Source organism: Marinomonas sp. FW-1 (assembly GCF_005222245.1).
GTDB lineage: Bacteria > Pseudomonadota > Gammaproteobacteria > Pseudomonadales > Marinomonadaceae > Marinomonas > Marinomonas alcarazii.
In genome coordinates, this window is record NZ_CP025987.1 from 3,478,745 (window position 1) to 3,500,648 (window position 21,904).

Genomic DNA, 21,904 nt, shown 5'->3' on the forward strand with positions numbered 1-21,904 from the left:
ATATCGAGTTAAACGCTGAATTAAAAAATATAAGCAAAATTAATCACTAAATTATTTTATCGGAAAAGGATTTTTCACTATAGGTGAACAAAAGATGATCAATAGACGCACTCAACGAGAGCAAAACAGCGTCAGATATACACATAACGAATAACTGATACAAAGCAGAAGTAATAACAAGTCGCCCTTTTCTTTTCATTTATGACGACAATACGCCAACCAAATAAACATTTAATTATCAGCGGTGCCCTTAGAAGACACTAGCAAAGAAGACAGCGGTACGAGAAGCACACCATCATGCTCCAAATTAGATAATCGTTTCTTAAGATAAGACATAGTCTCTGGGTAAGGATGCCCAATCGCCAACGCACTGCCGTGCTTTCTGGCAAGCTTGAGTAAGCGTGTAAACTGCTTATCAATGGCTGCCTCGGTGCGAATGTTGTCCAAGAACACATCTCTGCTCACGGTGGCTAAGCCGTACTCTTGCGCCGTTTTCTTAGCAACGCTTTTCGGACTGGTTAGGCTGTCGATAAAAAATAAAGATCGGCTTTTCAGCGTTTCCATCACCCACGCCATCGAATCCGCCTTAGTGGTTAACAAACTTCCCATGTGGTTGTTCACCCCTTGGATGCCGGGCAAACCATCTAGGTCTTTGCTCAGCGTTGCTTTTAATTCCTCTTCTGTCATCTTGGCATACAAACCACCGGGGCCAAGCTTCAACTCTCGTTGATTCTCCATAGGGGCATGTAAAAGCGTAATACGTTTTTGCTTTTGTGCAGACGTTGCCGTTTGCATAGCAAAAGGAGTGCTCGGTAAGATCGCTAACGCTACCTCCGTCGGCAACAACAAAGACGAGTCCATACCATGACGGTTGTAACCCAGGTCATCAATGAGTATCGCGATTCGTGGCATCTTAGGGTGTACATCTACCGCCAACATTTTGGATGGTGTCGATGCTTTTGGAAGTGATTTGGATTCACTATCTTCAAGTACGGCTTTTTCTTCACCCCTGTCCGGCGCATCCAAAAATGGCACAATAGCAGGAACCCAAGGCTCCCCAGCGTCTAATAAGATAGCACTGTCGTCTGTCGCTGGAGACGAATCAACCTCCTCTGCAACCCCTTCTGCCAATACGTTTGTATTGATAACAGGCCCCAGATGCTCAGGCAAAATAATCGATTCCTCAGCACCCAAGGTTTCTTGCAGGCTTTCAACGGACACGGCGTCTTCGACCACAAGCTCACTCGGATCATTTGCCCAGACAGACAAGCCCCATGAACAAACCAACACAGACAATATATTCTTAAAATTAACCAAGCGAACCATTACCTAAAAAATACGTTTATAAAACAACAAAAGGCTACTTATGCGAGAGCTTAGGTAGCGTTTTTAAAATAGTGACGGCCTGATACAGTTGGAAATCTGTTTTTGCCATTTCCCCAATATCAGACTGCACATCGGAGCTGGTACGCTCTTCGCCACCAGTGCCATTTCCTAAATGGCCTTTTAGTTCGGCTTCCTTAACAAAAAACTGCCCTTTATCGAACGTCAAAGTTGCCTGTGGTACGACTAGATCCGGCGTAATGCCTTGAGCTTGAATCGAGCGACCGTTTGGCGTGTAGTAAAGTGCGGTGGTCAGCTTTACCGCATCGCCATTTGATAGCGGCACCACAGTTTGAACAGAGCCTTTCCCAAAGGTTTCTGTGCCCATAATCACCGCCCGCTGATGATCCTGTAAGGCGCCAGCGACAATCTCAGATGCAGAGGCAGAACCCTCGTTTACCAGCACCACAAGCGGAATATTAGCCAGCGTGGTGTTCTTCTCTGTTGCCGTGAATTGGCTCTTGGACATATCGTGGCGGCCATTGGTGTAAACGATCATACCTTTATCAATAAAAGCATCGACAACCCCGACAGCGCTTTGTAACACACCGCCAGGATTATTACGTAAGTCTAAAACCACACCCTGAATCTTGTTTTCTTTTTTCAGCTTCTCAATAGCAAGTTGGAACTCTTCGCTGCTGTCGCCTTGAAATTGGCTAATACGAAAGTACGCAATACCATCGCCTAACCATTTATCCGTCACACTGGCGTCTTCTACAAGCTGACGCACAAGTTCAAAGTGCTTAATTTCGCCATCACGCTCAATGTCTAGGGTTACACTGCTGCCGATTTCACCACGCATCATGGTAACAATATCCTGCATGCCAAGATCAGTAATAAGGGTGTCATCAATCTTAATGATCACATCGCCCGGCAAGATACCTGCTTCTGCGGCTGCTGAACCGTCAACTGGCGCAACAATAGTCAAACGTTTGTCTTTCATTTCGACCTCAACACCAATGCCGGCATAATTACCAGACGTGAGCTCGTTGAAATCGACCAATTCTTCTTTGGTGAAATACTCAGAATGCGGGTCAAGACCGGACACCATTCCTTTTAAGGCTTTATTTAGGATGTCTTGATCCGACATCTCTTCTACATAACCTTCTCTGATGGTTTCAAAGGTTTCGACAAAAGACTGTATCTCAGCACTGGGCAGCTTAGACTCTTTCTGACTTTGTTCAGTCGTTTGCGCAGCAAAAACAGGCTGGGCCAATAACGCGATGAAAATAAAAGAAACCTGTCTACGCAAAGTATTGTTCATGATCGTTCCTATCACTGATTACCAGGGCGCGTTTATCTGTTGTGTAAAAAATCACCCAGCTCTTACCCAAGAAAGAGGTTTTAATGGTGTGCCGTTATGTCGAATAGCAAAAAATAATGCGGTATCTGGTCGTCCACCCGTACTGCCAGCCATCGCCACAGTATCGTTAGCGCCAACCCATTCGCCAACTTCTTTTAGTAGGCTTTGATTGTAACCATATAATGACATGTAACCGTCACCATGATCTAAAATAAGCAAAAAGCCAAACCCTCGCATCCAATCAGAGAAAACTACTCGACCGGAGAATATGGCGTGTACAGGCTCGCCTTCTTTGGCTCGTAATGTCACACCACCTAAGTTGATGCTGCCATTACTTGATAATTCAGACAGTGTTTTTAAAGGGCGAACCAACTTGCCCCGTTGCGATGAGAAAGGCACATCCTGATCTGGAATCTGAATGTCTGCCAGCGCCTCTTCTAAGCGCTGCAACATTTCTTGTAAGTTTTTCTGGTCTTGCACCAATTGCTTGGCGCGTTTATCACCCGTAGCTAAATCTTTGTCTAACTTAGCCAGTAATTCGCGTCGATCCGCCTGCTGACTCGTCAATCGATTGCGCTCCGCAACAAGCTCGGCTTCTTCTTTGGCTTGTTGGGCTCTATGACTGCGAATGCTTTTTTCGACCAAATTTAAATCACTCACCTCGGTCACAAAACCATTAATAAGCGATTGTCGAGCGTTAGAAAAGTAACGGTTGTATTGCACCAAACGCTGAGAGTCTTCTGAACTGTCACCATTTAGAAGCAGCTTGATACTTTCTTCATTGCCGGAACGATAAACCGCCCTCAATTGGGCGGCTATTTGTTCATTTTGTTGCTGAATGCTCAGCTGCAGTGACTGCTGTTGGACTCTTAGTTCCCCCAGCTGTTTCTCACCTTTTTTGAGACTTTCTTGGATATTTTGGATCTTTTTCAGCAGCTCTTGGATCTCTTTTTCTTTACCTTCGAGCTGTTTCTCCACATCTGATCGCTCAGATTTTATCTCTTTCAGCCAGTTGTTCAGCTTTTTCAGATCTTTCTGTAAAGCCTGAATCTGCTGTTTGGCTTCTTCTGGCGTTTGAGGTTCACCTGCCGCCCAGCTAACGCTGGACAACAGGAATAAGCTCAAAAAAAGATAGCGGAATAATACAATCATTCTTGCCTCATGCTCGTGTCAGCAAGCTGACACCTGTCATCTCAGCAGGTTTTTCCATCCCCATCATATCCAGCAAGGTCGGAGCAAGGTCACACAATGCGCCTTCTTTAATGCCCAAGCCTTGAGTCGGAGAGTACAAAACCAAAGGCACAGGGCCAATCGTATGAGAAGTCAGCGGCTGAGCGCCATCATCACTTAACATTTGCTCAACGTTGCCATGATCGGCAGTAATCAAGCATTGGCCACCATTCACTTTCAAAGCTTCAATAATACGACCTAAACAAGCATCAACCGCTTCAACCGCCTTAACCGCCGCTTCGAAAATACCACTGTGACCAACCATGTCGCCATTGGCAAAGTTACAAATGATCGTGTCGTATTTACCCGCTTCGATCACTTCTACCAGCTTGTCTGTGACTTCTGGAGCGCTCATTTCTGGTTTTAAATCGTAAGTTGCCACATTTGGAGATGGAATCAACTCACGCTCTTCACCCTCAAACAACGCCTCTTCACCACCATTAAAGAAAAACGTCACATGTGCGTATTTTTCCGTTTCGGCGATACGTAATTGCTTTTTATTATGCTTCGCCAAGACTTCACCCAAGGTGTTTGTCAAAGCCACAGGAGGGAACGCCACATCGGCTTTAATATCAGAAGCAAACTCGGTAAAAGTCACAAAAGACGCCAGTTTTGGATAAACCGCACGAGTGAAGCCATCAAAACCATCATCAGTAAAAGCACGAGTTAATTGACGAGCGCGGTCAGGACGGAAGTTAGCAAAAATAATGGCGTCACCATCTTGTACTGGAGCGGAATCACCAATCACGGTTGCTTTCACGAACTCGTCGTTTTCGTCACGATCGTAAGCCGCCTGAATCGCCTCTTCCGCTGTATTGGCTTGGAATTCACCCTTACCTAGAACGATCGCATCATAAGCTGTTTGCACTCGATCCCAACGGTTATCGCGGTCCATGGCGTAGTAACGACCCGTTAAGGTAGCAATTTTGCCAACGCCCAGTTCTGCCAATTTAGCGTCTAGCTCAGCCGCTGGCGTTTTAGCGGAACGAGGCGGTGTATCACGACCATCGGTAAAACCATGGACATAAACCGCTTTCGCACCACGCTTAGCAGCGAGTTCACACATCGCCATGATCTGCTCATGATGACTGTGCACACCACCATTAGAAAGCAAACCTAATACATGCACAGCTTTGCCCGCACTAACCGCTTTATCAACTGCATTAACAAGGGCTTCATTTTCAAAAAATGAACCATCTTCAATGGCTTTACCGATACGAGTAAAGTTTTGGTAAACCACGCGGCCTGCGCCTAAATTCATGTGCCCAACTTCAGAATTACCCATTTGGCCTTCGGGTAAACCCACCGCAAGACCAGACGTTTTAATCAAAGTGTGTGGCTGATTATTCCAAAGCGCGTCCCAGTTAGGCGTGTTCGCAGCAGCTATGGCGTTGGATTTAGACGTTTCACTGTATCCCCATCCATCAAGAATAAAGAGAGCGGTGGTTTTTTTGTTCATGTTAATCTATCCCGTAAATGGCTCATGACTATGTCTCGATACTACCACAGGCTTGTAATTTAATTACAGAGCAGCACAACTATTCAGACTATTAATTTTACTAATGAGTCGCTAAGGCTGATTTCGCTTAGCTAATAACCAGTCTCGGAAAACCACCACTTGCTCAAGGTCGGCTTTATCCACTGGATACGATAAAAGGTATTCATGTGGCGTCGAAACCGCGTTACCAAAAGGCGCCACCAGCTCGCCATTTTTAAGGCTTCGTTCAGCCAGTACACTTGGCATAATCGCAATACCCATGCTGTTTTTAGCCGCTTCAAGCAACATGTGAAAATGCGCAAAAGAAGCACCAGCAAAGGAACCACTTTCCAAACCTTGGGCAACCATCCAATCTGGCCACGCATTAATACGAGACGATAAATGCAAAAATGGAAAAGTCGTCACGTCTTCGACTTTCCAAGCATCAAAAGGCTTGTCACCCATTCTGTTCAATAGTTCGGTTGAACAAACTGCGATGACTTTTTCCTTCATTAGCTGATGGGAAATCGCTCTAGGCCAATGATCACCGCCGTAATGCAAAATAATATCGATGCTTTCAGGGTCTATTTTCGCGGCGTCGTCCAGTGAACGTACTTTGATTTGAAATTGTGGATGGGCGGTTTGGAACTCAGCCAACAGCGGCATCAACCAATAGGAGGCCAAGGTCGGCAACGCCGATATCGTTAATGTGGTTTTTTCATCTTCCCGATGCAGCATGCGCAAACAGGCGTTTTCCATACCATCAAGTAAAGGCACGACTTCTTTGTAATAAGCCGCGCCCGTTCCGGTTAGCACCAAGCGTTTGTTGAGACGAATAAATAAATCTCGCGACAAAAACTCTTCAAGGTTACGGATTTGTCGACTAACAGCACTCTGCGTAAGGTGCAACTCTTCTGCCGCCTTAGTAAAACTTAAGTGTCTGACAGACGCTTCGAAGCATTTTAACGCTGTTGACGATGGTATATAACGGCGCATCTAGACGTTGCTCGCTCACAATAAAGAAAGTAAAAACAAGAAGAGAATAACTCTATCTCATATCACACTGATTCCCAACCAGAAAAACAAAAAACGCACCATAAAGATGCGTTTTGCCGTATATAGTTCATCACAGTAAACTTACTTAATCACCGAACTAACCGAAACATTTACCCTGTAGCGAACGACACCAAGACAAATGATGTGGCGAGCGCAGTAATCATTCTAATCCAAAGCGTGCGACTGCTGTCCAAGATGATAAGTATGCGCCCCTACCTCATAAAACAGACGCTTCAGTTCCCGAAATGAAATATCTCTGAGCAATGTCATTGGGATAGACAAACGTTCTCTTCGTCCCGATAGCCATTCAGCCAACTCTGCGCCGACCACAGTTCCTGGTCCAATACCGCGCCCACTGTAGCCCGCCACACTAAATAGCCCTTTCTGTAGCTGCTGACAATGAGGTAAGTGATCTTCACTGTAAGCGATCTTTCCTGCCCAGCAATAATCCCATTCCACTTTATTCAAAATCGGGAATAATTCGGTGACGCGCTGAGTCGCCCAGTTTGAATGAGCACCGCCTTCGCCTCCCATACCGCCAAACACTAACCGGCCTTGTTGATCCAAGCGGAAAGAACTCATCACGGTACAAGTATCCCAAACGCCTTCTTTGTTTGGTAATACGCTGGCTAATTGGGCATCACTTAGGGGTTTACTGGCTAATTGAGAATAAAAGATAGGCACAAATTTGCGGGCTTGCTCCTTCACCCCAAATTCAGAGTAAGCATTGGTCGCCAAAATCACTTTTTCGGCATGCACCTGCCCCTTCTCTGTATACAAGATCCAACCATTTTCCGAAGGTTCTATTTTGCTCACAGGCGACTGATCAAACAGCTTCGCCCCTTCCTTTAACGCTGCATCAGCCAACCCACGGGCATAAGCCAAAGGCTGAATCGTTCCCGCTCTTGGGTCAAATAACGCCGAGTTAAATTTACTGGAGCCAATTCGAGCTTGGGCTTCTGCGGCACCCAACAGCTGAACGGGCGCGCCACGTTTCATCATTTGTTCATAACGGCGCTGTAACTGAGCCAAACCGCTTTTCCCTACACCTGCGTGCAAGGTGCCGTTACGCACAGGTTCGCATTGGATGTCGTATTCTTGAATCAGCCTGTAGACAAAGTCTGGCGCTGCGGCCAATGCTTTGTACATCACATTACCCGCGTCGGCACCAAGGGTTTTGTCTAACTGATCTGGCTCTAGCCAAACACCAGCATTCGCTAGGCCAACATTTCGCCCAGAGCCACCAAAGCCGACTTCTTGCGCTTCCACAACAGCAACAGAAACACCGAATTTAGCCAAATGCAAAGCTGCCGAAAGACCAGTAAAGCCCGCGCCAACGATCACTACCTCAACATCGACACGACCCTCTAAAGGCGTTAATGAAGGCGCATCAGGAGCACTGGCACGCCATAAAGAGTTGCAGACTTTATCAGACATAAAATGACCTCATTGGACACTAGACAAAACCCATAGACCTTAAAAATTATTCGAAAACAATTCCCTGTGCCAAAGGCAAGTCACCACCGTAATTAACGGTATTGGTGGTGCGACGCATGTAGTTTCGCCACGCATCAGAACCAGACTCACGACCGCCACCGGTTTCTTTTTCACCACCAAACGCACCACCTATCTCAGCGCCAGATGTACCAATATTCACATTGGCAATACCGCAGTCTGAACCCGCTGGAGACATGAATAATTCTGCTTCGCGCATGCTCTCTGTGAACACAGCAGAAGACAGGCCCTGTGGCACTTCGTTTTGAATTTCAATGGCTTCGTCAAAGGTCTTATAAGTCAGCACATACAAAATAGGAGCAAAGGTTTCTTCATGCACAATTGGCGCATCGTGGGCAATACGAACAATGGCTGGTTGCACATAAAAGCCACCAGCAGGAACGCCTTGCGTCACACGCTCGCCACCACAGATAATTTCCCCACCTTGTGTTTTAGCGGTTTCTAGCGCCGCTTGCATTCGATTAAAACTGCCTTCATCAACCAAAGGCCCAACTAAGATGCCGTCGTTTAATGGATTACCAATACGCAGTGAGCCATAAGACTTAGCCAATCGTTCGACCAAACCATCAACAATGGCTTCATGGGTAATCAAGCGGCGCAGTGTCGTACAGCGTTGACCAGCCGTACCTGCCGCAGAAAAAACAATCGCACGTAGCGCAAGATCTAGATCCGCTGTATCCGACACGATCATCGCATTATTGCCGCCAAGTTCTAGCAAAGAACGACCTAGGCGACCCGCCACCGTTTTAGCAACCGCACGCCCCATTGCTGTCGAACCTGTCGCAGACACCAGTGGGAAAGTCTCGCTTGCTGAAATCGCTTCACCTAAATCACGATCACCAATCATTACAGACACTGACGCTTTTGGAATATCAGGCATATCAGCAATCACATTCTGCGCAATTTGATACATAGCCAACGCACATAATGGCGCTTTTTCAGAAGGTTTTAACAATACGGGATCACCACAAACCAAACCCAACATGGTGTTCCACGCCCAAACCGCCATCGGGAAGTTAAACGCCGTAATAACGGCCACAGGGCCCAATGGCTGCCATTGCTCCATCATGCGGTGACCAGGACGCTCAGATACAATGGACAAACCATGCAACATACGCGATTGACCAACGGCGAAATCACATACGTCAATCCACTCTTGCACTTCACCCAAAGCCTCAGGAACGATTTTGCCCGCTTCCAAAGAGATCACTTGCGCCAATTCATGCTTATACTTACGCGCTTCTTCGCCAATACGGCGTACTAGTTCACCACGACGTGGCGCAGGAATCGTACGCAATACTTTAAATGCGTCTTTTAGTTCCGCATTTACTTTATCTAGCTGCGCAGGTGTCGCATTGTTAAACGTAGACAATGTCGCGCCATCAATGGGGCTATGGGCAGAAAACGTACTGCCTTCCCCCAAAGCAAGGGTGTTACCCGTTAATACGCTGTAGAAAGTGTCGCCTTGTTTCAGGGTATTTACGCTCAATGTTTCTAAGCAAGTAAGTGACATAAGAACCTCTAAGATTGATGTATGTATTGATGTCTATCTACCAACACCATAACCAGCTCAATCCTAAATAAGAAATACCGTTTTTCTGCCGGAGGTCTAGTTTTTTCCTATGGCAAGATTATTCCTCTATAGGTATATTGATGGAGGACGCTGAGATCACTCACAAAAGAGCATAACGATGGACATACGATCATTACGTTATTTTATTGCCGTTTACGAAGAGCGCAGCCTAAGCGCCGCCGCAAAACGCTGCTTTGTGGCACAACCGTCTATATCGACCACGATGTCGCAATTAGAAGATGATTTAAATACCAAACTCTTTGTTCGCCATTCGAAAGGTGTTTCCCCAACCGACAGCGGCTCACAGCTTTATCCTTACGCCTGTAAAATGGTCAGCGATCTCAGTGCAATGCGCAGCTTATTTACAGACACACCCGCCCCACTTGCCTTGTCTATTTCTCTCACGCCTTTTTTGTCGGGTTCGCTGATCAGTCAGGTGATCAAAACCATGCTTGATGAAGTGCATGGACTGACTTTAAAACTGGTTGATGAATCAGAAAGTGCCGACTTGCGTTTTACCTGCCATCGCTACACCAGTGAAGAAGACGTGTTTTATCCCCTTTGGGAAGATGACTATGTTATCGCCATGCCATTGGATCATTGGTTAGCAGACTTTCCTTCGTTATCCATTAAACAGATCGACAAGCAACCCTTTATTTCCCGAACGCCATGCGACATTTTGGAATCATGGAACTACTTAATGCAAAAACAAGAACTCACTACCGATGTTCGTGCTCAGGTAAAAACAGAAGAGTATGCGTTGGATCTCGTGGCGGCAGGTTTAGGCATTTCGCTGATTCCAGAACACTCTTCGCGGGGACGTAATGACCTGTGTTTACGGCCATTAAATGATGTAAAACTAAAACGTGTCGTCGGCTTAGCCCATAAAAAAGAGCGCAGTTTTCCCGCGCATCTGATAAACACAATTTTGACTGCAAAACAGCAATTGTTGGTGAACAAGAACACGCCAGAAAATCGGCTCGCATAACTTTTATGCATTACACAGTGCATTTTTACCTTTTGCATTTTTTGTCAGCAGTGGATTAGAGTAAGTCTTATTCGATAGAGATGACCTCTTTCAACATTTTCCAACTCAGGAGCATTCCATGAAGCCCGCCGATTTTTTCGCATCCTTATGGGATCATTACACAGACGTCACACCACAAGCACATCGCATTCAACAATTGTTTAAAGACCACGGTGAGACGGTTCTTAATGACCACGTTGCTTTTCGCACGTTCAATAATTCACCTGTGTCATTAGAGAAATTAGAGCCTCAACTTGAAGCCCTTGGCTACCAAGCCTACGGCGCCTTTATTTTCGAGAGCAAACACTTAAAGGCTCGTTGCTATAAGCATAAAACCGATGCAGATTCCCCAAAAGTGTTCCTATCTGAATTGCTGGTTGAAGAGCTTCCTACCGAATGCCAAGACATCATTGCGAAGTTTGTCGCACAAATTCCCAGTGATGCGGTTCAATCTCCCGCCATTTTTTGGGCTGGCAAACTGTGGGAAACACCCACGCAAGCGGAGTACCTGACGCTAGCCGAGCACAGCGAATACGCTGCGTGGTTATCGACCATGGGACTACAAGCCAACCATTTCACCGTTAGCATTAACCACTTACAAAAATTCCCTACGATTGAAGACGTCAACGCCCTATTGTTAAAAGAGGGTTACGCTTTAAACCAAGTGGGTGGTTTAGTAAAAGGCACACCTGACTCCTTCTTGGAGCAGTCTTCTACCATGGCAGACAAGATCGATTACACCTTTGCTGATGGTAAGCAAAAAACCATCCCAAGCTGCTTCTATGAATTTGCTCGTCGTCACACCATGCCAAACGGCGAGCTGTTTGATAGTTTTATCGAAGGCAACGCCGATAAAATATTTGATTCCACCAACACCAAGTAACTGACAGAAAAAACCGCATCACACAACGAGCCCAAGTGGCTCGTTTTTGCATTCTAAGCCTTGTATTATCATACCTTTGTCACTTTTGTGTGATAAAAACCTTTATGTGATGCGACAAGCAAAAGTAGTTCCTGAGAGCCTGTACCGATCCATCAGGGCGTGTATAATGCTCGCAGTTTAAATATGAGCCTACTATTATGATTAACCAATTAATTGAATTTTCTATGAACCACTGGGAAATGGTCGCCGTCTTTTTTGCGATCCTTGCCACGCTACTTTTCGTTGAAAGCAAAGGCGGAGCTCAGGGGCTAACACCTTCTGCGGCAACGAATCTAATGAATAATGAAGACGCTGTGATTGTCGATATTCGTCCAGCCAAAGAATTCACCACTGGTCATATTACAGGTGCGATGAATATTCCTGCGACGAAAATGAAAGACAATCTAAAACGTCTTGAGAAACATAAAGATGCCCCCATCATTATAGTTTGTAAATCTGGCGTAACGTCTGGAGCAAGCGCAAAAGACCTTAAAAAATCAGGTTTTAGTAAAGTATATAAACTTCAAGGTGGCATTGCAGAATGGCAATCATCTAACCTGCCACTGGTTAAAGGGTAAGAGTAACTATTATGACCACCGTAACTATCTATTCGAGTGATTACTGCCCGTTTTGCGTTAGAGCAAAACAATTGTTATCAGCAAAAAACATTGCTTTTAACGAAATCCGCGTTGACGGAGAGCGTGAGTTAAGACAAGAAATGATGGAAAAAAGTGGTCGTCACACCGTCCCACAAATTTGGATTGGTGAACAACACATTGGTGGTTGTGACGATCTATATGCTCTAGAGCGCGAGAAAAAATTAGACGCCTTACTTGCATAAAAGTAGCCGCTAATATTACGCCAACATAGAGTAAATAAACGCAATAACCATCGCTATACAAAACCATAGAAATCATAAAAAGGAACGAAGATGTCCGAGACAGCGGAAACGCCAGAAGCAGCAACACAAGAAGCGCAAGCACCACAACTTTCCATGCAACGTGTGTTTTTAAAAGATATTTCTTTTGAATCACCACGTTCACCAATGATTTTCCAAGAAGAATGGAAACCAGAAGTTGGCTTAGAGCTAAACACGAAAAGCCGCCAAGTGGGTGAAAGTGTATACGAAGTTGTTCTAGAAATTACCGTAACGGTAAAAAACAAAGGCGAGACTGGCTACTTAGTACAAGTTCAACAAGGCGGTCTGTTTGTTATTTCTGGTCTTGACGATCAGCAACTACACCACGCTTTAGGTGCTTTCTGCCCAGCAACCTTGTTCCCTTACGCACGTGAAAACATTGACGCGATTGTGGTAAAAGGCAGCTTCCCAGCGATCATGCTTGCGCCAATCAACTTTGATGCGCTGTATGTCGAAAGCCTACAAAAGCAAGCTGAAACAACACAATAATATTTATTGGTTGAAATACGCAGTTTAGGGTTTTAAAAAAGGAGGCGATTCGCTTCCTTTTTTTGTTGCATAATAGACTATATAAACCTCTCCGTATTATGGAAGCTGTGATGAAGAAGAAAAAGAAACCTTGTCCTAATTGCCTCAGAGCCCGCTGGTTAATTCTCTATCTCGGTTGCTTTGCCTTGTTTGGCGTTCTTGTCGTAAACCAGTTTTTAGAAAAAGGAATGTAACGTGAGGTTGCTCCTTCTTTGGCTTAGTATGAGCCTGTTAAGTGGCTGCGCCACCTACCAGCAAGATATTGAAGCAGGCTTAAGTTTGGCTAAAGCTGGCGAATGGAAAGAAGCGGAAGCGCAGCTCGAAGAGGTGTTATCCAACAAGCAGGATGCCTTGCTGTATTACATGGAAATTGGAGCGCTTGCACAAAACCAAGGGGATTACGAACGCAGCAATACGTTACTAGAAAAAGCCGAGCAATTAAGCGATACCTTTTTCCCTGATAATTTTTCGAATCGTTCTTGGGCACTGATCAGCAACCCAAGGCAAGGCGACTATCGCGGCAGCGGACTAGAGCGCGTTTATATTAGTTACCTCAAATCTTTAAACTACCTCGCTCTGGCTGAACAAGAAAAGAACCGCTCTAAAAAACGTCAGCTCAATGATGCCGCTCTGGTAGAAGTAAGACGCATAGACATAAAGCTAAACGAAATTCGTGCGCAAAACCCAAGCTACCAAGACCTAAACGCCAAAGAAAACCAAGCCTTTTACATGAAAGCATTAAGTTGGCTCGGTGATTTTTATACTGGCGGACGCGACACAGACAAATTCCTTTACCGTGATGACGCTTGGGCGCGTTATTTGGCGGGGCTGCAATATGAGATAGACGGTGAATACGACGATGCGCGTATCAGTTACGAAAAAGCGGCCCAGTTATACGAAGACGGTTATGCTAAACAATACGCTTTGCCTAACATAACCGCTGATCGCGCTTGGTTAGATGCCATTCGTATGATGCAAAAAGGCGGTTTCAGTCAAAGCGAAATTCAACAAAAGATAGACACAAAACTGTCTGCAGACATGCAAGCCACTCTCGCCCATTACAAGCAAGGCGATGCGGAGTTAGTGGTTCTAGAACACCAGGGCTTTATTCCCGATAAAAGCGAAATGACCCTATTGCTATACGCCGATCCTCAAGCTTATTCGCTGGTGCTTGAACCTCTTCATGGCGGCGGCAACCAAGCGGCAAACGATTCATTTCGCTGGTTTACCATGGTATACGCGGACATAAACCCGCTAAACCTGATCGCCAACTACAAAGCCGGCGGCGCATGGGGCACATTTTCAGGTATTTTTACCAAGCGCGTTATTCTTGGTCGACCTGTTTGGCGGCAATTATACGACGCTAAAATTGATCGACTACTAACAGAACAAACCATTCGTGTTACTGTTCCCTATTATCAACGTTTTACACTGGACCAACACCAGCCAACGCTAGAGGTCAATACGCCATCCATTGCGCCGTTTAAGAGCACGATACGAATGACGTCCCTTGCCGACATCGCTTTTCAAGAGCAACTGGCTCAAGCACAACGAGATATTTATGAAGGCCTAGTAAGAGAATTACTTCGCAGTTGGCTAGCTTATCAAGCGTCATCAAGTGTGCAGGATCAAAATGTCGCTTTGCTTTTAAACCTAATCGGCCAAGTTGCCGTGTTTGCCTCATCCGCAGCAGACACACGAAATTGGCTCACACTGCCAGCACAAGTGAGACTCACACGGGAGCCTCTTCCACCTGGCAACTACACTCCAGACTACAAGGTAAACAAAAAATCCTTTTCCCTCGGTGAGGTCAGTTTAGAAGCCAATGAAATTAAGCTTTGGAATCTTCGCAACCCCTATTAGACTCTATTAAATTGATTATACTAACGGCTTGGCATCAGGCTAAAACGGACGTAAGGAAAAAATTATGCGCATCGTAACTCTTAAACAGCCGAATCTGATTTCGCTATCGTGGAAAGCGCTTGTCGCCCTCTCCATGACTCTATTACTGACAGCCTGTTCTGGCAGTGTAAAACGTCTTGATACCAATGAAGATGTCATGCTGTCTGACCGCTGGAATGACACAGACTCTCGTCTGGTTGCAGAAGAAATGATGAACGATATGCTCACCTTCCCATGGTTCCGTAACTATAACTTCAGCAATAAAGGCAACCCGACGGTTATCGTACAAAGCATACGTAACAAAACGTCTGAACACATTCCTGTTGATACCTTCATTAATGACATTAAACGCAGCCTGTTACGTGCTGGTAAGGTCGATTTTGTGGTATCAGGCGCTGAACGAGATGAAGTCCGCAGCGAACGTGAAGAGCAAGAACTGAACGCAGCACCAGACACCGTTGCTAAATTTGGTCTAGAACAAGGTGCAGGCTTCGCCCTATCTGGCACCATCAACTCCATAGTGGACTCTAATGGCGACCAGCGTGTAAGCTTCTATCAAGTTGACCTTAAATTGATTGATATGACGACCAACCGTGAAGTTTGGAACGGTCAGAAGAAAATCAAAAAATTGGCAGACAAAGGCTTTTTCTAACAATGAAACTCTCCGCTTTACCAACACCGTATAACTGGATAATGGTAACGGGCCTATTACTCAGCCTAACGGGCTGTGCAGGTTTAATGACCTCATCCGAGCAAGCATCAGAGACCATACCTGACTGGGTGTTGTCTCCGCCTCGGGATAACAACCACCTTTACGGTGTCGGTAGTGCTCCGCGTATTGAAAACATTGCCCTCGCCTTTACTCAGGCTGAGCAAAACGGCAATGCTCAAATCGCTCAACAGCTTCGAACCCAAGTTAGCCAGATTAATACCCAAGATACGCAAGTTCGATCTGGACAAGGCGGAGAACAAGTTTCCAAGACACAAACCGCCTACACTCAAGTCACCACGTCCCCGATCGAATTAGAGCAAACCAAAAATGAAAAACGCTTTGCTGGGGAAAACTACGTCTATGCCATGCAATCCATTGACCGCCGCCGCATTGTTGCCAAACTCAAGGTAGCAATAAACGACACAGACGCGACGATTCGTAAAGAAGCGGCTTTGCTAAGCACTGCCGACGACCAATATCCTGCACCGCAGGATTGGCAAACCTACATGCAGCTTATTCCGTATTTTGCCCAACGCAAATCCTATGTCGATGAGCTAACCCTATACTCCGTTGAGCGCACCAGTGCAGGTAAAGCGGACGCAGACATCCAAGCAATAGAAAAGCGACTTAATCTCGCTCTCAGCCATTATGGCTTTGATGTTTCCTCAACAAAACAAGCTGACCAATTAGCCAGCGCTCTGTCGCATTTTGGTCTAACCCCCAAAAGCGGTTCGCTTTTCAAGCTAAATAGCAAAACAGCCCAACATACCGAAGAGCAAGATGGACGTTTTTATGCTTTTGAAGACGGTACTTTAGAACTGATCGACCCATCGGGTTCACGCTTGGCGTCATGGACAGTCAGCGCCCGAGGTATTGCAAAAAATCTAGGCAAAGCCCAAGAGCAAGCATCTTACAATTGGTCAAAGCAAGCGATCGAAGCCATGTTTACTTGGCTAACTCGCTTGGATTAACGCCTTCCAACGTCATGAAAGATATACGCTATGTGCTCTAAATTCTGTTAGACTGCGCGGCATTAAACCACTCGCTGTGAGTGGTTTTACGTATCATTAGGAACACCTGTGTCAAAATTCTTTTATCGTGGTAGACCCGATATCATGGGTAAGCATAACCTAGGTAATTATCAGCCTAAGCCTAAAGTAAAACCGGGCAGCGCAGAAAATCCGCTTATTTTGCAAGTACAGACGCCTGAGCGTGAACGTGAAATAAACGCTATCTTGGTCGCCAACGACTTGATTGCAGAGATTACGATTAACAGCGAAGCTGCCGAAGACATTACGCCTTTGGACATGGTGCTTAACAAACCTGCACCACAGATCGTTGAAAAAACACCGCAACGTAACGACCCATGCCCATGCGGCAGCACCAAGAAATACAAAAAGTGCTGCGGCTAAAACGCTAAGCACTTCAGACTAATTGAGTGTGTATCAGACAAAAATAGCGACAATCTAGTTTAGATTGTCGCTATTTTTTTTAGCGCAACGTCATGTTTGACCGCTAAGCCAGATCTTCATAAGGCAGACCAACATACTGCATCGCAATAATGCGGCGGCCTTCTTCGTTATCCGTGTAAAAACTCAACTCAGAACTCATGAATTTTTCGTGAGTTGCCGCATCCGTGTCATGCACATCACCTTGACCAAAGTCATGCAACATACTGGTCATCCACCATGAGAAGCGCTCTCCGTGCCAAACACGACGCAGACAAATATCCGAATACTGAGAGATACACTCTTTGTCGCCTTCTTTGTAGACCCGTGTCATTACCTTATACAAGGTCGCCACATCTGACGCTGCTAGGTTCAAACCTTTCGCACCGGTTGGCGGTACAATATGAGCCGCATCACCAACAAGGAACAAGTTGCCGTATTGCATTGGTTCACAAACAAATGAGCGCAGTGGTGCGATGCTTTTCTCGATACTTGGTCCTGTCACTAACTTAGCGGCCACGTCATCAGGCAGACGGCGTTTTAATTCCGTCCAGAAGTCGTCATCACTCCAATCTTCTACTTTGTCAGTAAGAGGCACCTGAAGATAGTAACGAGAGCGAGTAGCTGAACGCATGCTGGTCATGGCAAAACCACGGTCCGTTTTACAATAAATCAATTCATCATTAACTGGCGGAGTATCAGACAACACGCCTAACCAACCGAACGGATAAACACGCTCAAATTCTTTGCGGGATGATTCAGGAATGGTTTGACGTGAGACACCATGGAAACCATCACAACCGGCGATGTAGTCGCAATCCAATCGATGTTGCTCGCCATTTTGTTCAAAAGTAACGTAAGGAGAATCGGTTTTCACATCGTGTAAAACCACATTACTGGATTCATAATAGGTGGTTAAACCTGCACCAGCGCGAGCTTCCATCAAATCGCGGGTCACTTCCGTCTGGCCATACACCATCACAGTGCTACCACCAGTCAGCTTTTCTAACTCTATCTTCACACGTTTGTTGTTAAATGCTAATTCTACACCGTGGTGCACCTGCCCTTCACGGTCCATTCGTTCACCAACGCCCGCTTCACGAAGCAAATCCGTCATACCTTGTTCAAGCACACCGGCACGAATTCGTCCTAAAATATATTCGCCAGAGACACGCTCGATAATGACATTATCAATGCCCTGCTTTGCTAATAGTTGGCCTAGTAATAAACCGGATGGACCTGCGCCAATAATGGCAACTTGCGTTTTCATGTTTCTCTCCAATTTATTGTTATTTTTCGATGTCGACTCAGTGATCAACTTCTTTATAACAACCATAATGGAAGATAAACACAGCGGACGTTAGGTGATTTTCACTCAAAAAATTGTACTTTTTGATCAAACTCATTGTTTTGAGCTGCTACTATTTTCTGAAATTAAAGTGACTTATTTCGCTACTTCCCCTATAAATATCGGTAAATACCTGTTTATTTGTACTTTTTTAACAAATTGATAAGCACTCTTGGAAAGTACATTTATGTCACTTTTAAAATAAGAAGAACAAGATGCAAAAGCACAAAACCGACATCCCACACTTTGGGCTATATGGTGAATCTAGCTGGATTAATGACTCTGAATTTTTCCATATAGAAGATATAGAATCCCGCAGCGGAGGGTTAGGCTGGAAAATCAACCCTCATCGACATGCGCAACTCTTTCAGATTCTGATTGTGAAATCGGGGGAGGTAAAAGTTCAGCTCGATGATCAACAGCAAAAACTCCAAGGCGCATGGGCGATTATTGTGCCTGCCGGTGTTGTGCATGGTTTTCGCTTTGCGCCAGATACAGATGGGCGAGTCATCACCATTGCTGAACCGCTACTCGAAGATGCTTACAAAGAAAAAGCCGCCAAATATATCCAGCCACTGCTTAGCAAAGCCTACTACATCGACTTCAATGGCCAACGCAGTATGTTGTCTGAGCTTTGGCCACTGATACAACAACTCGAAGGCGAGTTCTCATATATACGCGAAGGACGCGCCCTAATGAGTGAGTACTTGATCAAGGCGATTCTATTATTGCTGCATCGACAGCAAATGAATGGCGAGCAGAGTACGACCAACAAAACAGAAACCAGCCAAGCACATCAACTCAAAGAATTAATAGAAAATCACTACCGAGAACACTGGACAAGTCACCAATACGCCGATGCCTTGGGCACATCCACCAGCCGTTTGAATAGACTCAGTAAAGCCGCTTTCAATCAAAGTGTACTCGACTTAATTCATGGACGAATATTACTAGAAGCCAAACGCAGCCTTATTTATACCGCTCGCTCAGTCGAAGAAATAAGTTACGACTTAGGCTTCAAAGATCCCGGTTACTTCTCCCGTTTTTTTAAACGCTCTACAGGCATACCACCAGGTAAATTCAGGGCACTGACTAACCTGCCCACCATATGATGAATTTATCTAATCTATTAGCTGAAAATTGATCGTTTGCTGAATGATTGGTCAAATCTTAGAATAACAAGTGTCGAATATGACTTAACTTTTTAGGAGATTTACTATGAAAAACGATCTTAAATATGATGATTTTGGTAACCTTGATGCTGATTATTACGTAGAAAAAGCATATGAATTGCGTCGCGCATACCTATCTGCAGCCATGAAAAGTGCCGTAGCAAGTGTAAAAGCATTCTTTGCTAACCTAACGACTAGTAACCGTACTTTGAAATCTACACCACAGCACTAAGCAACAACCACTTTTTGGTCGAGCTTATTTGGACTGACTGCCACCGTTATTACTCATTAAAAGAGAAAGTAATAACCGTAGCGGTAGCAAATAGACACCGCCATTAAAGAACCCAATGTTCCCGATGATCGAAAGGCAAGAATAATAAATCGATCCGGTAACGGGGTCCTCTTCCTTAAAAACCATTCATACTTTATTGACTTCAATCACTTCGCTCACTTTTCCAGTCATTAAAACGTCATAAATGTGACATAAAATAATGCCTCTTTCCCTTGTCTGATTAAGATACATTAGAGGAACAATGAGCCAAAAAGCCGACATTACTTTGCTTGAGAAAATCCTAGCCAATGGGTTAATCACACCCTATTTCCAGCCTATTTATAATTTAAGTAATGGCGAAATTTATGGGCACGAAGCACTTTCTCGCGGCCCGATGAACTCCACGCTGTTTTCTCCAGACCCTCTTTTTACTCTCGCTCAGCAAGAAGGAAAACTGCACAAACTAGAACTACTGTGTCGTGAAAAAGCGTTATCCAAATTCGCCAAGCTATCGCTTAAAGGCCGCCTTTTTTTGAACGTGAGCGCCTCACTATTAGGCTCACCAGATCATCAATCCGGCATGACATTAGCGATATTAAATGAGCTTGGATTGGATCAAAAAGACATAGTCATCGAACTGTCCGAACAACACCCATACGACCATAATGGTCTGCCACGCAGCAGTGTCGAACACTATCGAAAGATGGGCTTTCAGGTGGCCATTGATGACCTTGGCGTGGGGTATTCAGGTTTACAACTTTGGTCTGAATTGCAGCCAGACATAGTCAAAGTCGACAAGCACTTTATTCAAGGAATCGACAAAGACGAAATCAAACGTGAGTTTGTACGCTCTATTCTAACCATTGCCCAACGCCTCAACTGCACCCTCATTGCAGAAGGCATCGAAACGCAACAAGAGCTAGATCAGCTGATCGAAATTGGCGTGACATTAGGTCAGGGCTACTTCCTTGGCCGCCCAGTGGAAAACCCTGCTTTTTCGACGCATCTCTATTTAAAGAAGCAAGCGCAAAGACGTTCTCAGTTTCAGCATGACCATGCAGAAACAGTACAAACTTTATGCCGACCAACGCCTTGTTTACAAGAAACAAGCCTATTAGAAGACGCCTCTCAGCACTTCAAAAAGCAGCCAGACTTAGTTGCTGTGCCTGTGGTCAACAGCAAAAACGAACCTGTGGGCGTTGTTCGTCGCCATCAGCTGCACGAACTTTTCTCCACGCCCTATGGGCGAGCGTTATACGAGCACAAACCCGTCACCAATTTACTGAGCAGTGATATACTGGTGGTGGAAAGCAATGTCAGTTTATCCAGTGTTTCAACCTTGATGACCAATCAAGAAGCGGAAACCTTCAACAATGAAATCATTGTTGTACGAGACGGAAAATTCATCGGCACGGGTCATCTACGGGATCTATTAAAACGCATCACGGAACTAAAAATTCAAAACGCCACCTACTCCAATCCACTGACGTTATTGCCCGGCAATGTTCCGATCCACCGAGAAGTCAGTCGTCGCTTATTAGCCAATGAAGATTTTTATGTAGCCTATTTCGATTTAAATGACTTTAAGCCATTTAATGATTTTTTTGGCTACTCAAAAGGCGACGCAGTCATTCAACTGGTTGGCTCGCTGATCAAAGACATCGTCGACCCAGATAACAATTTTATCGGCCACATCGGTGGTGATGATTTTGTGGTTATTTTTGGCGACCCACTTTGGCAGCAGCAATGCGAACACATCCTAGAAAAGTTCGCCAATCAGGTGAAAGAATTCTACTCGGCTGAAACCCTCGAAGAAGGTGGAGTCTGGACCAAAAACCGTCAAGGCGAGATGCTATTCCATCCAATTTTAAGTCTTGCCATTGGCGTTGTTCACCCTAATCCAAAGCAATGTAAGAACCATCACCAAGTGGCAGAACGCGCGGCGCAAGCAAAAAAATCGGCCAAGCAAAAAGGCGGCAACAACATTTATTTGCAACCGAATACATCGTCGTACCTATTAGACAATGCCTGTTAAACATACTGTGATCTAACTGTCACAAAGCTCTCACAACTCTGTCACATAGCGGCTTTACCTTAAGAATAGACAGTCTAGGAGGC

20 protein-coding genes are annotated in these 21,904 nt (G+C 45.2%); 12 read left to right on the forward strand and 8 right to left on the reverse strand.

Annotation, left to right across the window (positions count from 1 at the left end; all coding sequences use genetic code 11):
• Positions 1–231: 231 nt before the first annotated feature.
• The 7 genes from C1X04_RS16180 to C1X04_RS16210 form a co-directional block, all read right to left on the reverse strand.
• A complete protein-coding gene (locus C1X04_RS16180) occupies positions 232–1,317 on the reverse strand; it encodes a divergent polysaccharide deacetylase family protein (protein ID WP_254682285.1) in 1,086 nt (361 codons plus the stop codon).
• A 43-nt stretch (positions 1,318–1,360) separates the two neighbouring features.
• Positions 1,361–2,647, reverse strand: coding sequence for a S41 family peptidase (locus tag C1X04_RS16185; RefSeq protein WP_137170495.1), 1,287 nt, complete (start codon positions 2,645–2,647; stop codon positions 1,361–1,363).
• A gap of 51 nt (positions 2,648–2,698) precedes the next feature.
• Complete coding sequence (locus tag C1X04_RS16190; RefSeq protein WP_137170496.1) at positions 2,699–3,838, reverse strand: murein hydrolase activator EnvC; 1,140 nt, start codon at positions 3,836–3,838, stop codon at positions 2,699–2,701.
• Positions 3,839–3,845: 7 nt separating this feature from the next.
• A complete protein-coding gene (gene gpmI / locus C1X04_RS16195; RefSeq protein ID WP_137170497.1) occupies positions 3,846–5,375 on the reverse strand; it encodes a 2,3-bisphosphoglycerate-independent phosphoglycerate mutase in 1,530 nt (509 codons plus the stop codon).
• A 111-nt stretch (positions 5,376–5,486) separates the two neighbouring features.
• Positions 5,487–6,389, reverse strand: coding sequence for a LysR substrate-binding domain-containing protein (locus C1X04_RS16200; protein WP_110576701.1), 903 nt, complete (start codon positions 6,387–6,389; stop codon positions 5,487–5,489).
• Positions 6,390–6,614: 225 nt separating this feature from the next.
• Positions 6,615–7,886: an FAD-binding oxidoreductase gene (locus C1X04_RS16205; protein ID WP_137170498.1), complete on the reverse strand. Its 1,272-nt coding sequence runs from the start codon at positions 7,884–7,886 to the stop codon at positions 6,615–6,617.
• 46 nt (positions 7,887–7,932) lie between these two features.
• On the reverse strand, positions 7,933–9,477 hold the full coding sequence (locus C1X04_RS16210) for an aldehyde dehydrogenase family protein (RefSeq protein WP_137170499.1): 1,545 nt from the start codon (positions 9,475–9,477) through the stop codon (positions 7,933–7,935).
• A 178-nt stretch (positions 9,478–9,655) separates the two neighbouring features.
• Here C1X04_RS16210 and C1X04_RS16215 point away from each other — a divergent pair, with 178 nt between their 5' ends.
• From C1X04_RS16215 to C1X04_RS16255, 9 genes are all read left to right on the forward strand, one after another.
• Positions 9,656–10,525 (forward strand): LysR family transcriptional regulator, encoded by an 870-nt coding sequence (locus C1X04_RS16215; protein ID WP_137170500.1) that lies wholly within the window; start codon positions 9,656–9,658, stop codon positions 10,523–10,525.
• Between the two features lie 118 nt (positions 10,526–10,643).
• Positions 10,644–11,447 (forward strand): DUF1338 domain-containing protein, encoded by an 804-nt coding sequence (locus tag C1X04_RS16220; RefSeq protein WP_137170501.1) that lies wholly within the window; start codon positions 10,644–10,646, stop codon positions 11,445–11,447.
• A 197-nt stretch (positions 11,448–11,644) separates the two neighbouring features.
• Complete coding sequence (locus C1X04_RS16225) at positions 11,645–12,064, forward strand: rhodanese-like domain-containing protein (protein WP_110576706.1); 420 nt, start codon at positions 11,645–11,647, stop codon at positions 12,062–12,064.
• Positions 12,065–12,075: 11 nt separating this feature from the next.
• Complete coding sequence (gene grxC, locus C1X04_RS16230; RefSeq protein ID WP_110576707.1) at positions 12,076–12,327, forward strand: glutaredoxin 3; 252 nt, start codon at positions 12,076–12,078, stop codon at positions 12,325–12,327.
• Between the two features lie 90 nt (positions 12,328–12,417).
• On the forward strand, positions 12,418–12,894 hold the full coding sequence (secB, locus tag C1X04_RS16235; RefSeq protein WP_110576708.1) for a protein-export chaperone SecB: 477 nt from the start codon (positions 12,418–12,420) through the stop codon (positions 12,892–12,894).
• Positions 12,895–13,128: 234 nt separating this feature from the next.
• Entirely contained in the window at positions 13,129–14,796 is a 1,668-nt protein-coding gene (locus C1X04_RS16240) for a hypothetical protein (RefSeq protein ID WP_137170502.1), read from the forward strand.
• 64 nt (positions 14,797–14,860) lie between these two features.
• Positions 14,861–15,487, forward strand: coding sequence for a penicillin-binding protein activator LpoB (locus C1X04_RS16245; protein WP_217494976.1), 627 nt, complete (start codon positions 14,861–14,863; stop codon positions 15,485–15,487).
• Between the two features lie 2 nt (positions 15,488–15,489).
• The gene (locus C1X04_RS16250; protein WP_137170503.1) at positions 15,490–16,518 is read left to right on the forward strand and encodes an LPP20 family lipoprotein; all 1,029 of its coding nucleotides are present in this window, start codon (positions 15,490–15,492) and stop codon (positions 16,516–16,518) included.
• 108 nt (positions 16,519–16,626) lie between these two features.
• Positions 16,627–16,959: a PBPRA1643 family SWIM/SEC-C metal-binding motif protein gene (locus C1X04_RS16255; RefSeq protein ID WP_110576711.1), complete on the forward strand. Its 333-nt coding sequence runs from the start codon at positions 16,627–16,629 to the stop codon at positions 16,957–16,959.
• A 103-nt stretch (positions 16,960–17,062) separates the two neighbouring features.
• Here the strand turns inward: C1X04_RS16255 and pobA are convergent, their stop codons facing one another.
• Positions 17,063–18,265: a 4-hydroxybenzoate 3-monooxygenase gene (pobA, locus tag C1X04_RS16260; RefSeq protein WP_110576712.1), complete on the reverse strand. Its 1,203-nt coding sequence runs from the start codon at positions 18,263–18,265 to the stop codon at positions 17,063–17,065.
• A 293-nt stretch (positions 18,266–18,558) separates the two neighbouring features.
• Here pobA and C1X04_RS16265 point away from each other — a divergent pair, with 293 nt between their 5' ends.
• The 3 genes from C1X04_RS16265 (at position 18,559) to C1X04_RS16275 (ending at position 21,821) form a co-directional block, all read left to right on the forward strand.
• The gene (locus tag C1X04_RS16265; RefSeq protein ID WP_137170504.1) at positions 18,559–19,455 is read left to right on the forward strand and encodes a helix-turn-helix domain-containing protein; all 897 of its coding nucleotides are present in this window, start codon (positions 18,559–18,561) and stop codon (positions 19,453–19,455) included.
• A gap of 106 nt (positions 19,456–19,561) precedes the next feature.
• Positions 19,562–19,747 (forward strand): RSP_7527 family protein, encoded by a 186-nt coding sequence (locus C1X04_RS16270; RefSeq protein WP_110576714.1) that lies wholly within the window; start codon positions 19,562–19,564, stop codon positions 19,745–19,747.
• 301 nt (positions 19,748–20,048) lie between these two features.
• Positions 20,049–21,821 carry a GGDEF domain-containing protein gene (locus tag C1X04_RS16275; protein ID WP_137170505.1) on the forward strand — a complete coding sequence of 591 codons (1,773 nt, stop codon included), beginning with the start codon at positions 20,049–20,051 and terminating at the stop codon, positions 21,819–21,821.
• The last annotated feature ends 83 nt before the right edge of the window (positions 21,822–21,904 follow it).

Coding starts and splice junctions, on each gene's coding strand:
- C1X04_RS16185 (WP_137170495.1), bottom strand. CDS start 2,647: ATGAACAATACTTTGCGTAGACAGGTTTCTTTTATTTTCATCGCGTTA.
- C1X04_RS16190 (WP_137170496.1), bottom strand. CDS start 3,838: ATGATTGTATTATTCCGCTATCTTTTTTTGAGCTTATTCCTGTTGTCC.
- gpmI (WP_137170497.1), bottom strand. CDS start 5,375: ATGAACAAAAAAACCACCGCTCTCTTTATTCTTGATGGATGGGGATAC.
- C1X04_RS16200 (WP_110576701.1), bottom strand. CDS start 6,389: ATGCGCCGTTATATACCATCGTCAACAGCGTTAAAATGCTTCGAAGCG.
- C1X04_RS16205 (WP_137170498.1), bottom strand. CDS start 7,886: ATGTCTGATAAAGTCTGCAACTCTTTATGGCGTGCCAGTGCTCCTGAT.
- C1X04_RS16210 (WP_137170499.1), bottom strand. CDS start 9,477: ATGTCACTTACTTGCTTAGAAACATTGAGCGTAAATACCCTGAAACAA.
- C1X04_RS16215 (WP_137170500.1), top strand. CDS start 9,656: ATGGACATACGATCATTACGTTATTTTATTGCCGTTTACGAAGAGCGC.
- C1X04_RS16220 (WP_137170501.1), top strand. CDS start 10,644: ATGAAGCCCGCCGATTTTTTCGCATCCTTATGGGATCATTACACAGAC.
- C1X04_RS16225 (WP_110576706.1), top strand. CDS start 11,645: ATGATTAACCAATTAATTGAATTTTCTATGAACCACTGGGAAATGGTC.
- grxC (WP_110576707.1), top strand. CDS start 12,076: ATGACCACCGTAACTATCTATTCGAGTGATTACTGCCCGTTTTGCGTT.
- secB (WP_110576708.1), top strand. CDS start 12,418: ATGTCCGAGACAGCGGAAACGCCAGAAGCAGCAACACAAGAAGCGCAA.
- C1X04_RS16245 (WP_217494976.1), top strand. CDS start 14,861: ATGCGCATCGTAACTCTTAAACAGCCGAATCTGATTTCGCTATCGTGG.
- C1X04_RS16250 (WP_137170503.1), top strand. CDS start 15,490: ATGAAACTCTCCGCTTTACCAACACCGTATAACTGGATAATGGTAACG.
- pobA (WP_110576712.1), bottom strand. CDS start 18,265: ATGAAAACGCAAGTTGCCATTATTGGCGCAGGTCCATCCGGTTTATTA.
- C1X04_RS16265 (WP_137170504.1), top strand. CDS start 18,559: ATGCAAAAGCACAAAACCGACATCCCACACTTTGGGCTATATGGTGAA.
- C1X04_RS16270 (WP_110576714.1), top strand. CDS start 19,562: ATGAAAAACGATCTTAAATATGATGATTTTGGTAACCTTGATGCTGAT.
- C1X04_RS16275 (WP_137170505.1), top strand. CDS start 20,049: ATGAGCCAAAAAGCCGACATTACTTTGCTTGAGAAAATCCTAGCCAAT.